The 11,125-nt window shown below is 75.4% G+C and carries 11 protein-coding genes and 2 tRNA genes; 10 read left to right on the forward strand and 3 right to left on the reverse strand.

Annotation, left to right across the window (positions count from 1 at the left end; translation table 11 throughout):
• Nucleotides 1-50 precede the first annotated feature (50 nt).
• From hfq to pcaF, 7 genes are all read left to right on the forward strand, one after another.
• The gene (gene hfq, locus K1J50_RS08085) at nucleotides 51-398 is read left to right on the forward strand and encodes an RNA chaperone Hfq (protein WP_220117204.1); all 348 of its coding nucleotides are present in this window, start codon (nucleotides 51-53) and stop codon (nucleotides 396-398) included.
• Nucleotides 388-1,773 (forward strand): GTPase HflX, encoded by a 1,386-nt coding sequence (gene hflX / locus K1J50_RS08090; protein ID WP_220117205.1) that lies wholly within the window; start codon nucleotides 388-390, stop codon nucleotides 1,771-1,773. The genes hfq and hflX overlap by 11 nt, the downstream gene beginning before the upstream one ends.
• A complete protein-coding gene (locus K1J50_RS08095; protein WP_220117206.1) occupies nucleotides 1,770-2,618 on the forward strand; it encodes an inositol monophosphatase family protein in 849 nt (282 codons plus the stop codon). The genes hflX and K1J50_RS08095 overlap by 4 nt, the downstream gene beginning before the upstream one ends.
• Before the next feature lie 381 nt (nucleotides 2,619-2,999).
• Nucleotides 3,000-4,121: a serine hydrolase domain-containing protein gene (locus K1J50_RS08100; RefSeq protein WP_220117207.1), complete on the forward strand. Its 1,122-nt coding sequence runs from the start codon at nucleotides 3,000-3,002 to the stop codon at nucleotides 4,119-4,121.
• A gap of 4 nt (nucleotides 4,122-4,125) precedes the next feature.
• Nucleotides 4,126-5,100: a phosphogluconate dehydrogenase (NAD(+)-dependent, decarboxylating) gene (gnd, locus tag K1J50_RS08105; protein ID WP_220117208.1), complete on the forward strand. Its 975-nt coding sequence runs from the start codon at nucleotides 4,126-4,128 to the stop codon at nucleotides 5,098-5,100.
• Nucleotides 5,097-5,609, forward strand: a complete 513-nt coding sequence (locus K1J50_RS08110) for a gluconokinase (protein WP_369413551.1) — start codon at nucleotides 5,097-5,099, stop codon at nucleotides 5,607-5,609. The genes gnd and K1J50_RS08110 overlap by 4 nt, the downstream gene beginning before the upstream one ends.
• Nucleotides 5,610-5,721: 112 nt before the next feature.
• Complete coding sequence (pcaF, locus tag K1J50_RS08115) at nucleotides 5,722-6,930, forward strand: 3-oxoadipyl-CoA thiolase (RefSeq protein ID WP_220117209.1); 1,209 nt, start codon at nucleotides 5,722-5,724, stop codon at nucleotides 6,928-6,930.
• A 20-nt stretch (nucleotides 6,931-6,950) separates the two neighbouring features.
• Here pcaF and K1J50_RS08120 read toward each other — a convergent pair whose 3' ends face one another.
• The 3 genes from K1J50_RS08120 to K1J50_RS08130 all read right to left on the reverse strand — a co-directional run bounded on the left by K1J50_RS08120 (nucleotide 6,951) and on the right by K1J50_RS08130 (nucleotide 8,023).
• A complete protein-coding gene (locus tag K1J50_RS08120; RefSeq protein WP_304502907.1) occupies nucleotides 6,951-7,610 on the reverse strand; it encodes an MBL fold metallo-hydrolase in 660 nt (219 codons plus the stop codon).
• A 195-nt stretch (nucleotides 7,611-7,805) separates the two neighbouring features.
• Nucleotides 7,806-7,881: transfer RNA gene (locus K1J50_RS08125), tRNA-Asn, on the reverse strand.
• Nucleotides 7,882-7,949: 68 nt separating this feature from the next.
• A tRNA-Cys gene (locus K1J50_RS08130) sits at nucleotides 7,950-8,023 on the reverse strand.
• A gap of 138 nt (nucleotides 8,024-8,161) precedes the next feature.
• Between K1J50_RS08130 and K1J50_RS08135 the strand changes: the two genes are divergently transcribed.
• The 3 genes from K1J50_RS08135 to K1J50_RS08145 all read left to right on the forward strand — a co-directional run bounded on the left by K1J50_RS08135 (nucleotide 8,162) and on the right by K1J50_RS08145 (nucleotide 11,100).
• The gene (locus tag K1J50_RS08135; RefSeq protein WP_220117210.1) at nucleotides 8,162-8,827 is read left to right on the forward strand and encodes a protein-L-isoaspartate O-methyltransferase family protein; all 666 of its coding nucleotides are present in this window, start codon (nucleotides 8,162-8,164) and stop codon (nucleotides 8,825-8,827) included.
• An 84-nt stretch (nucleotides 8,828-8,911) separates the two neighbouring features.
• On the forward strand, nucleotides 8,912-10,477 hold the full coding sequence (locus tag K1J50_RS08140; protein ID WP_220117211.1) for a TolC family outer membrane protein: 1,566 nt from the start codon (nucleotides 8,912-8,914) through the stop codon (nucleotides 10,475-10,477).
• A gap of 89 nt (nucleotides 10,478-10,566) precedes the next feature.
• Entirely contained in the window at nucleotides 10,567-11,100 is a 534-nt protein-coding gene (locus K1J50_RS08145) for a DUF2497 domain-containing protein (protein ID WP_220117212.1), read from the forward strand.
• Nucleotides 11,101-11,125 lie beyond the last annotated feature (25 nt).

Genomic DNA, 11,125 nt, shown 5'->3' on the forward strand with positions numbered 1-11,125 from the left:
CCCGGCGAGAAGACCTCTGGGAGCCGACGAACAACAAGAAGGACCGCGCCGTGGCCGCCGAGAAGTCCCAGAACGTGCAGGACGTGTTCCTCAACCACGTCCGCAAGAGCAAGACCCCCGTCACCATCTTCCTGGTGAATGGCGTCAAGCTGCAGGGGATCATCACCTGGTTCGACAATTTTTCCGTCCTGCTGCGGCGGGACGGCCACACCCAGCTCGTCTACAAGCACGCCATCAGCACGGTGATGCCGGGCGCGCCGATCCAGCTTTTCGACGCGACGGCTGCCGCGCAGGCCGCCGCGCAGCAGCGCGAGGGCGCCGCCGCCTCGGCGCGCAGCGAAGGCGGCACGATGCGCCTCGGCGGCCACCGCGAGGTGACCCACGCCGGTGGCGGCTGAGAACGGCGCTCCTCGGCCCGTTGCCGGGGACGGCACGGGACACGGCCCCACCCGCGCGGCCGTGATCCTGCCGCTCGAGCGCCCGCAGCGCGTGGCGCCTTTCGGCGCCGCCGCCGGCCCCGCCGGTCCGTCGCCGAACGGCGGCGGGAGCGCCCAGCGCGCCGCCGAGGCGCGGCTCGCCGAGGCGATGGGCCTCGCCGCCTCGATCGGCCTGACCGTCGTCCACACCGCGATCCATCCGCTGCGCGCGCCGCGGCCCTCCACCCTGCTCGGCGAGGGGCAGGTGGCGATGGCGAAACAGGCGATCGCCGCCCAGGGCGTGACCGTGGCGGTGGTGGACGCCGCGCTCTCCCCGGTGCAGCAGCGCAACCTCGAGCGCGCATGGGGCTGCAAGGTCATAGACCGCACCGGCCTGATCCTCGAGATCTTCGGCGAGCGCGCGCGCACGAAGGAGGGCGCGCTGCAGGTCGAGCTCGCCCACCTCGAGTACCAGCGCACCCGCCTGGTGCGGAGCTGGACCCACCTCGAGCGCCAGCGCGGCGGCTTCGGCTTCCTCGGCGGCCCCGGCGAATCGCAGATCGAGATCGACCGCCGCCTGATCGGCGAGCGCATCGTCAAGCTGAAGAAGGAGCTGGAGCAGGTGCGCCGCACCCGCGGCCTGCACCGCCGCGCGCGCGAGCGCGTGCCCTATCCGGTGATCGCGCTCGTCGGCTACACCAACGCCGGCAAGTCCACGCTGTTCAACGCGCTGACCGGCGCCGGGGTCTATGCGCAGGACCAGCTCTTCGCGACCCTCGACCCGACCATGCGCGCGATCCGGCTGCCCTCGGGGCGCACCGCGATCCTCTCCGACACGGTCGGCTTCATCTCCGACCTGCCGCACCAGCTCGTCGAGGCCTTCCGCGCCACGCTCGAGGAGGTGGCGGCGGCCGACATCATCCTGCACGTGCGCGACGTCTCCCACCCCGACACGCTGGCGCAGCGCGCCGACGTGCTGCGCGTGCTGGCCGAGATGGCCGAGGGGCCGGACGCGACGCTCGACCCCGACTGGCCGGCGCGGGTGATCGAGGTGCTGAACAAGGCCGACCTCCTCGGCGGCGTCGCGCAGGTTCCCGGCCAGGCGACGACCGCGATCGCCGTCTCCGCGCTCACCGGAGAGGGGCTGGAGACCCTGCGGCACATCCTCGACGAGCGTCTCGCCGCCGGGCTGGAGATCGCCGAATACGCGATCCCGCCCGCGGACGGCGCGCGCCTCGCCTGGCTCTACCAGCACGGCGAGGTGCTGCGGCGCGAGGACGCCGAGGATGCGATCCGCGTCACCGTGCGCCTGCATCCCTCCGACCGCGCGCGGTTCGAGCAGCGCTCCGCCCCGTGACGGGCCCGGCGCACCCCCGCCTCGGCGCGCGCGCCGTCTCCGACGTCGCCGCGCTGCTGCGCGCGGCGGCGCGGGCCGAGATCCTGCCGCGCTTCCGCCGCCTCGCGCCGGAGGCGGTGCGCGCCAAGAGCGGGCCGCTCGACCTCGTCACCGATGCCGACGAGGCGGCGGAGCGGAGGATCGAGGCCGGCCTCGCCGCGCGCTTCCCGGGCTGCCTCGTGGTCGGCGAGGAGGCGGCGGCGGCCGATCCGGGCGTGCTCGCCCGGCTGCGCGACGCGGATCTCGCCTTCGTCGTGGACCCCGTGGACGGCACCGCGAATTTCGCCGCCGGCCTGCCGCTGTTCGGCTGCATGGCGGCGGCGATCCTGCGCGGGGAGGTGGTCGCGGGCTGGATCCACGACCCGATGGGCGACGACACGGCGCTCGCGCTGCGCGGCGAGGGCGCCTGGGTGGAGGACGCCGAGGGCCGCCGCGTCGGCGATCTGCGCGTCGCCGCGCCGGTTCCGGTCGGGCGGATGGTGGGCGCCGTCTCCTGGGCCTACCTGCCGGCGCCGCTGCGGGCGCGGGTCGCGGCCAACCTGCCGCGGCTCGCGGCGGCCGTGCAGTTCCGCTGCGCCGCCCACGACTACCGCCTGGCGGCGGGCGGGCACATCCACGCCTTCCTCTACCACCGCCTCCTGCCCTGGGACCACGCGGCGGGCTGGCTGCTGCACCGCGAGGCCGGCGGCTACGCCGCGCGCTTCGACGGCAGCCCCTATTCGCCCCTGGAACACACGGGCGGCCTGATCGGCGCCCCCGACCGCGCGAGCTGGGAGGCGCTGCGCGCCGCCCTGCTGGGCGAATGACCTCCCGCCGCGACCGGCCCCCGTGGCCGCCGCGCTCGCCCGCCCTGCTCCCGCGCCTGCTGCACGAGCCGCCGCGGCACGGGCGGCGTTGATCTCCTTGCCGGCGACGCAAGGGGCAAGGGGCGAGCGGCAGAAAGCAGGCCGGGGCTCGCGCCGCCGGCCTGAAGTTCGGTTCCGAAGAACCCTTGGGAGGAGACGTCCAAGGCAATGCCCGAACGCCTACAATCTACTGCCCTCACGGGTCCGTGAGAAGGACCGAAACGTGAAAACGCGTCCATCCGCCGCGCACACGGAACCAACCGCCCCTGGCGCAATTGCCGCGGCTACCGCATGGTCTCCGCCCATTCCCCGCTGGACTCGCCGCGGAGACACGCCTCCCTCATGTCTGATCACGCCGCGATCTTCCCGCCGCCCGCCGCGTCCGGCGGCCCCGGCTGGCCCTCCCTCGGCCCGGAGCAGGCCGGCTTCGACCCCTCGGCGCTGACCGAGGCCGTCGCCTTCGCCGCGGCGCACGAGACCCCCTGGCCGCGCGACCTGCGCGCCCTGATGGCGCGCGGCCACTTCGACCCGCCCCCCTTCAACGAGCCGGTCGGCCCGGTGCATCCGCGCGGGCCCGCCAACGGGCTGGTGCTGCGCCACGGCCACCGCGTCGCCGCCTGGGGCGACACGCGCCAGGTGGACCAGACCTTCAGCGTGGCGAAGAGCTATCTCAGCCTGCTCGCCGGCCTCGCCTGGGGCGACGGGCTGATCCGCGACCTCGACGAGCCGGTCTCGCGCACGGTGCGCGACGCGGCCTTCGCGGGGCCGCGCAACGGCGCCGTCACCTGGCGGCACCTGCTGACCCTGACCTCCGAGTGGGAGGGCGAGCTGTTCGGCAAGTCCGAGCGGATGGACCGCGGCCGCGACCTCGGCGCGGAGGGGCGGAAGAACCCCGACCGGCCGCTGCAAGCCCCGGGCGCGCACTGGGAATACAACGACGTGCGGGTGAACGCGCTCGGCCTCGCGCTGCTGCACCGCTTCGGCCGGCCGCTGCCGGAGGTGTTCGCCGAGCGGATCATGGGCCCGATCGGCGCCTCCGCCGACTGGCGCTGGGAGGGCTACGAGACCTCCTGGGTGACGCTCGCGGACGGGCGGCGCGTGCAGTCGGTGCCGGGGGGGACGCACTGGGGCGGCGGCGTCTCGATCCATGCCGAGGACCAGGCGCGGATCGGGCTGCTCGCCCTGCATCGCGGCCGCTGGGAGGGGCGGGAATTGCTGCCCGCGGCGTGGTTCGACCTCGCCACCACGCCCTGTCCGCTGAACCGCAGCTACGGCTTCCTGTGGTGGCTCAACGCCGCCGGCCGCTTCCCGGCCGCCGCGCCGGACGCCTTCTGCGCCGTCGGCGCCGGGGGCAACCTCACCTGGATCGAGCCCTCCTCGGGGCTCGTCGTGGTGGCGCGCTGGCTCGATCCGGCGGCGCAGGAGGGGTTCATGCGCCGCCTGCGCGCGGCGCTGAGGAGCTGAGGGCATGGAACTCGGGCTGGTCGGACTGGGCCGCATGGGCGCGAACATCGCGCGGCGGCTGATGCGCGCCGGGCACCGCGTGGTCGCCTTCGACCGCGACCCGAAGGCGGTGCAGGCGCTGGCGGCGGAGGGCGCGGCGCCGGCGGCGGACCTCGCCGACCTGGTGCGCCGGCTCGCCGCGCCGCGCGCGGTGTGGGTGATGCTGCCGGCGGGCGAGGCGACCGAGCAGGCGATCGCCGCGCTCGGCGGGCTGCTCGCGCCCGGCGACGTGGCGATCGACGGCGGCAACGGCTTCTGGAAGGACGACATCCGCCGCGCCCGCGCGCTGCGCGCGAAGGGGGTGGACTATCTCGACATCGGCACCTCGGGCGGCGTCTGGGGCCTCGCGCGCGGCTACTGCCTGATGATCGGCGGGCCGGAGGCGGCGGTGCGCCGGCTCGACCCGATCTTCGCCGCGCTGGCGCCGGGCCCCGGCGACATCCCGCGCACGCCGCATCGCGAGGAGCGCGACCCGCGCGTCGAGCGCGGCTACCTGCACGCCGGCCCCAACGGCGCCGGCCATTTCGTCAAGATGATCCACAACGGCATCGAGTACGGGATGATGCAGGCGATCGCCGAGGGCTTCGACCTGCTGCGCCACGCCGGCTCGCCCGAGCTGCCGGAGGAGGAGCGGCTGACGCTCGACCTCGCCGACATCGCCGAGGTGTGGCGGCGCGGGAGCGTCGTCACCTCCTGGCTGCTCGACCTGACCGCCGCGGCGCTGGCGGAGGACCCGGAGCTTCAGGGCTTCTCCGGCCATGTCGGCGATTCCGGCGAGGGGCGCTGGACCGTGCAGCAGGCCGTCGAGACCGCCGTGCCGGCGCCGGTGCTGACGGCGGCGCTCTACGCGCGGTTCCGGTCGCGACGGGAGAGGAGCTTCGCCGACCAGGTGCTGTCGGCGATGCGCAAGGGCTTCGGCGGGCACCAGGAGCCGAGGTGACGCCGCCGCGCATCGTGGTGATGGGCGTCTCGGGCGCGGGCAAGAGCACGGTCGGGCCGCTGCTCGCCGCCGCGCTCGGCGTGCCCTTCGCCGACGGCGACGCCTTCCATCCGCCGGCGAACGTGGCGAAGATGGCCGCCGGGACGCCGCTCTCGGACGAGGACCGTTGGCCCTGGCTCGCGGCGATCGGCGCCTGGCTCGCGGCGCAGGAGGCGACGGGCGCGGTCGTCGCGTGCTCGGCGCTGCGCCGGGCCTATCGCGACCGGCTGCGGCAGGCATGCCCGGGGCTGCGCTTCGTCCACCTCGCCGGCGCGCGCGCCCTGATCGCGAAGCGGCTTGCCGCGCGCGCCGGGCACTTCATGCCGGCCGGCCTGCTGGAGAGCCAGTTCGCGACGCTCGAGGACCCGGCCGGCGAGCCGGACGTGATTCCCCTCTCCGTCGTGCCGCCGCCCGAGGAGATCGTGCGGGCGGCGGTCGCCGCGCTCGGCGGCGAAGCCCCGCGCGGCTGAACCGGAACATCGTCGCCGGGCGCGCCGCGCGCGGCTGTTGCTGGACGCCGCACCGCGGCCGGTGTAGGGCCTGCCGCCAGGAAGCACCCAGGATCGGAGGGGAGACGCCGCCATGTCCGTGGCCCTGATCTGCGACGCCGTGCGCACGCCCATCGGCCGCTACGGCGGCGCGCTCGCCGCCGTGCGCGCCGACGACCTCGCCGCCATCCCGCTCAAGGCGCTCAAGGACCGCAACCCCGGCGTGGACTGGGAGGCGGTGGACGATGTCATCCTCGGCTGCGCCAACCAGGCGGGCGAGGACAACCGCAACGTCGCGCGCATGGCGCTGCTGCTCGCCGACCTGCCGCACCGCATCCCCGGCTCGACGGTGAACCGGCTGTGCGGCTCCGGCATGGACGCGGTCGGCATCGCCGCGCGCGCGATCAAGGCCGGCGAGGCGGAGCTGATGATCGCCGGCGGCGTCGAGAGCATGACGCGCGCGCCCTTCGTCATGGGCAAGGCGACCGAGGCCTTCTCGCGCACCGCCGAGATCTACGACACCACGATCGGCTGGCGCTTCGTCAACCCGAAGATGAGGGCGCAGTACGGCATCGACTCGATGCCCGAGACGGCGGAGAACGTCGCCGAGGAATTCCAGATCAGCCGTGCCGACCAGGATGCCTTCGCCTTCCGCTCGCAGCAGCGCGCGGCGAGGGCGATGGCGAGCGGCCGTCTCGCCGAGGAGATCGTCCCGGTCGCCGTCCCCCAGCGCAAGGGCAGCCCCGTCGTCGTGGACAAGGACGAGCACCCGCGGCCGGACACCACGCTCGAGGCGCTGGCGAAGCTGCCCGCACCATTCCGCAAGGAGGGCGGCACCGTCACCGCCGGCAACGCCTCGGGCGTCAACGACGGCGCCTGCGCGCTGATCGTCGCCAGCGAGAAGGCGGCGGTGAAGTACGGCCTCGCGCCGCGCGCGCGCGTCGTGGCGGTGGCGACCGCCGGCGTGCCGCCGCGCATCATGGGCATCGGCCCGGTGCCGGCGACGCGCAAGGTGCTGGAGAAGTGCGGGCTCGGCCTCTCCGCCATGGAGGTGATCGAGCTCAACGAGGCGTTCGCCGCCCAGGCGCTGGCGGTGCTGCGCCAGCTCGGCCTGCCGGACGACGCCGAGCACGTGAACCCGAACGGCGGCGCGATCGCGCTCGGCCATCCGCTCGGCATGAGCGGCGCGCGGCTGGTGCAGACCCTGGTGCACGAGCTGCAGCGGCGCGGCGCGCGCTACGGCCTCGCGACGATGTGCATCGGCGTCGGGCAGGGTATCGCGATGGTGGTGGAGCGGGTGTGACGGCCGGGGGCGGTGCCGCCTCACTCCGGCACCGCCCCGTCCCCCACGAACGGATTGGTCCGCCGCTCCGTCCCGAACGTGCTCCCGGGCCCATGCCCGCACAGGAAGGCGATGTGGTCGCCGAGCGGGAACAGCTTCTCGCGGATGCTGCGCACCAGCGCCGCGTGGTCGCCGTAGGGGAAGTCGGTCCGCCCGATCGAGCCGCGGAACAGCACGTCCCCCACCACCGCCACGCCCTCCCGCGGCGCGACGAACACCACATGGCCCGGCGTGTGGCCGGGGCAGTGATAGACAGCGAAGGGGATGCCGGCGATCCCCACCCGGTCGCCCTCGGCGAGCCAGCGGTCCGGCGTCACCGCGCGGCAGGCGAGGCCGAAGCGCGCCCCCTGCTCCGGCAGCGCCTCGAGCAGGAAGCGGTCCTCTTCCGCCGGTCCGAGGATCTCCACCGCGCCGCCGAGCCGCTCCTTCAGCTCCGCCGCCCCGCCCGCGTGGTCCAGATGGCCGTGCGTGAGCAGGATGCGCTCGACCGTCACGCCGAGCTCGGCGACGGCGGCGAGGATGCGGTCCACCTCGCCGCCGGGGTCCACGATGGTCGCGCGCTTCGCGTCCTCGTCCCAGAGCAGGGCGCAGTTCTGCTGGAACGGCGTGACGGGGAGGATGGCGGCCTTCAGGCCCGGCATGGCGGGGTGCTCCGTCCGAAGGGGGAATGCGCCGCGGCGCGGCCGGCGCTGCGGCCGGGGCACGGATGCCGGGCCGCCGACGGTGCCGTGGCGGCCCGCTCGCCCGGACTGGAGGTTCCGGCGGGCCAGAACGGGCGGGCGCGCCCGTCCGGCGGACCGCCACCGGCGCCGTCCAGGCCCGGAGCCCTCGGAAAATGGCTCCCCGAGTAGGACTCGAACCTACGACCCAGGGATTAACAGTCCCTTGCTCTACCAGCTGAGCTATCGGGGATCAGCCAGGGCGGCGCCTATAGCAAAACGGCGCCGCCGGGAAAAGCCCGTGCCTCGCGCGGCCGGCGCTGGAGGTCCGGGGCGGAATTGAACCGCCGTACAGGGTTTTGCAGACCCTTGCCTAGCCACTCGGCCACCGGACCGCGCCCGCGCGTGCGCGGCGCTCCCGGCCTTCATATCAGGCCCCGGCCGCACCGGGTCAAGCACCTGCAGGCCCGGCTTGGCGCCTGCACCGGCCGCGGCCTATAGAAGCGCGCAGACCCTGGGCGGGACGCCACGGCATGGACTACGCGGACGCGCGCAAGCGCATGGTGGACGGGCAGCTGCGGCCCAACAAGGTGACCGATCCCCGGCTCCTCGCGGCGATGGGGACGATCCCGCGCGAGCGGTTCCTGCCCGAGGGCCCGCTGCGCGCCCGCGCCTATCTGGATGAGGATGTCCTGCTGCCCGGCCCGGCCGGCCGCGCCCTCACCGAGCCGATGGCCCTCGCCCGCCTGATCCAGCTCGCCGCGCTGCGGCGCGGCGACCGGGTGCTGCTGCTTCCCGCCGGCACCGGCTACGCCGCCGCCGTGATGGCGGCGATGGGCGCGCACGTCATCGGCCTCGAGTCGGACGAGGCGCTGGTCCGCCTGGCGCGCGCCGCACTGGCCGAGACGGTGGGGCCGGAGCAGGCGCGCATCCTCCACGCCCCGATCGCGCAGGGCCACGCCGCCGGCGCCCCCTACGACGTGATCCTGATCGAGGGCGAGGTGCCGGAGGTGCCGCCGGCGCTGATCGAACAGCTCGCCGAAGGCGGGCGGCTGGTGACGGTCCTCGAGCGCGAGGGCCGTGTGGGCCATGCCGTGCTCGGGCGGCGCATCGGCGGCTCCTTCACGCTGACCACGGCCTTCGACTGCGCGATCACGCCGGTGCGCGAATTCGCCCGGGCTCCGGCCTTCGTGTTCTAGCGCGGGGCCGCGCCCGCGCTGGCGCGCGGCGGGCCTGGCGCGTAACCTGCACGGGACGACGGAACGGAGGAGAGACACCACCGCATGCCGTGCCGCTGCCGCCGCCGTTTCCGCGCCTTTCTCGCGGTCCTGCCCGCCGCCCTCGGCCCGGCGGGGGGCGTCGCGGCGCCGCTGCTCGCGGCGCTGCCGCTCTCCCTCGCGCACGCCCCCGCGGCGCGCGCGCAGACGCTGCGGGAGGCCCTCGCCCTCGCCTACGCCAACAACCCGACGCTGCTCGCGGCCCGCGCCCAGCTCCGCGCGGTGGACGAGAACGTGCCGCAGGCCCTGGCCGGCTGGCGGCCGACCGTCGTGCTCTCCGGCGCCGCCGGCTATGCCGACGCGACCGCGCGCCAGCCGGCCGTCACGCCCATCGTGCGCGACCGCTTTGGCAATGTGGTATCGGGCGGCGTGCCGTTCTCGAACTACGTGGACATCAGCCGCGACACGCTGAACCTGAACGCCACCATCACCCAGCCGATCTTCCGCGGCGGACGGACGGTTGCGGCCACGCGGCGGGCGGAGAACCAGGTGCTCGCCCAGCGCGCCCGGCTGCTCGCGACCGAGCAGCAGGTGCTGCTCGACGTGGTCAACGCCTACGTCAACCTGATCCGCATCCAGGAGGAGGTGCGGCTCAACACCAACAACGAGCAGGTGCTGACTCGCCAGCTCCAGGCCACCAACGAGCGCTTCCGGGTCGGCGAGATCACCCGCACCGACGTGGCGCAGGCGGAATCCCGCCTCGCCGGCGCCCGCGCGCAGCGCGCCCTGGCCGAGGGCCAGCTCCAATCGGCGCGCGCGACCTTCCAGCGGCTGGTCGGCGTGGCGCCGCAGCGTCTCGTCCCGCCGCAGCCCCTGACCCCTCCGGTGCGCAGCCAGGCCGAGGCCGGCCAGCTCGCCGCGGTGAACAACCCCAACGTCGTGGCGGCGCTGTTCGACGAGGCCGCGGCGCGCGACCTGATCGACGTGCAGTTCGCCGCGCTGCTGCCGCAGGTCTCGGTGCAGGGGCAGGTGTTCCGCATCGACAACAACCTCCAGCCGCACACGCGCGTGACCGGCAGCCAGGTGACGGCGAACGTCTCCGTCCCGCTCTACCAGGGCGGGGCGGAGCACGCCCTGGTCCGCCAGGCGCGCCAGCAGGCGCAGCAGGCGCGGCAGGTGGTCGAGGACCAGCGCCGGCAGGCGACCGCGCAGGCGAGCCAGGCGTGGGAGACGCTGGTCAGCGCCCGCGCGCAGGTGGACTCCAACCGCTCCCAGATCCGGGCCGCCGAGATCGCGCTGGACGGCGTGCAGCGCGAGGCGATCGTCGGCTCGCGCACCACGCTCGACGTGCTGAACGCCGAGCAGGAGCTGCTCAACGCCCGCGTCGCCCTGGTGCGCGCGCTCGCCGACGTGGTGAACGCCTCGCACGCCCTGGCCGCGGCGGTCGGCCGGCACACCGCGCGGGACCTCGCGCTGCCGGTGCAGCTCTACGACATGGAGGCGTACTACCGCGCCGTGCGCGACCGCTGGTTCGGGACCGGCGACCCTTCCGGCGCGGCCGAGACGGCGCAGGCGCGCGCCGCGGCGGATGCCGCGGCCCCGACGCGGGCGGCGGAGCGCCGCTCGCGATGAGCGGCGAGCGGCCCCGGACGGGCGGTGAGGACGGCGACGACCGCCGCCCTGCCGGAGGCGCCGCGCCCGGCGCTCCGCCCGATCCCACCATGGAGGAGATCCTCGCCTCCATCCGGCGCATCCTGAACGAGGACGAAACCGTCGCCGGCGCGGCCGCCGCTTCCGCCGCCGGGGAACCTCCGCCGCCCACCGGGGACGCGCCGGAGCCGCTGGCGCTGACCGAGGACATGCTCGTCGAGGCGCCGCGCCCGGCGGCGGGCGGAGGGCTTCCGGCCCCCGCCGCCGCTCCCGCCGCCGCGCCCGAGGACCAGCCCGCCATGCCTGACACGCCGCGCCCCGATTCGCCGCCCGCCGCACCGCCATCCCCGCCGGCCGCGGACGCCCCCGGGCTGGTGGCGCCCGCCACCGCCGCTGCCGCCGCCGCCGCGGTCGGCTCCCTGCTGCGTGCGGTCGCCGCCGAGCGGACCGCGGCGGTGGCCCGCGGCGGGCCGACCCTCGAGGACGTGGTGCGCGAGGAGATCCGCCCGCTGCTCAAGGAATGGCTCGACCGGCACCTGCCGCCGCTGGTCGAGCGGCTGGTGCGCGCCGAGATCGAACGGGTGGTCGGCCGCGCGCTGTCCTGACCGGCGCGGACCTTGACGGGGGCGG

Source organism: Caldovatus aquaticus, from assembly GCF_019458025.1.
GTDB lineage: Bacteria > Pseudomonadota > Alphaproteobacteria > Acetobacterales > Acetobacteraceae > Caldovatus > Caldovatus aquaticus.

What these genes read in the sequence shown, in the direction of transcription:
- K1J50_RS08120 (WP_304502907.1), bottom strand. Translation starts at nt 7,610, where the DNA reads ATGCCGGGCCTGAAGGCCGCCATCCTCCCCGTCACGCCGTTCCAGCAG.
- pcaF (WP_220117209.1), top strand. Translation starts at nt 5,722, where the DNA reads ATGTCCGTGGCCCTGATCTGCGACGCCGTGCGCACGCCCATCGGCCGC.
- gnd (WP_220117208.1), top strand. Translation starts at nt 4,126, where the DNA reads ATGGAACTCGGGCTGGTCGGACTGGGCCGCATGGGCGCGAACATCGCG.
- K1J50_RS08100 (WP_220117207.1), top strand. Translation starts at nt 3,000, where the DNA reads ATGTCTGATCACGCCGCGATCTTCCCGCCGCCCGCCGCGTCCGGCGGC.
- K1J50_RS08140 (WP_220117211.1), top strand. Translation starts at nt 8,912, where the DNA reads ATGCCGTGCCGCTGCCGCCGCCGTTTCCGCGCCTTTCTCGCGGTCCTG.
- K1J50_RS08145 (WP_220117212.1), top strand. Translation starts at nt 10,567, where the DNA reads ATGGAGGAGATCCTCGCCTCCATCCGGCGCATCCTGAACGAGGACGAA.
- K1J50_RS08135 (WP_220117210.1), top strand. Translation starts at nt 8,162, where the DNA reads ATGGACTACGCGGACGCGCGCAAGCGCATGGTGGACGGGCAGCTGCGG.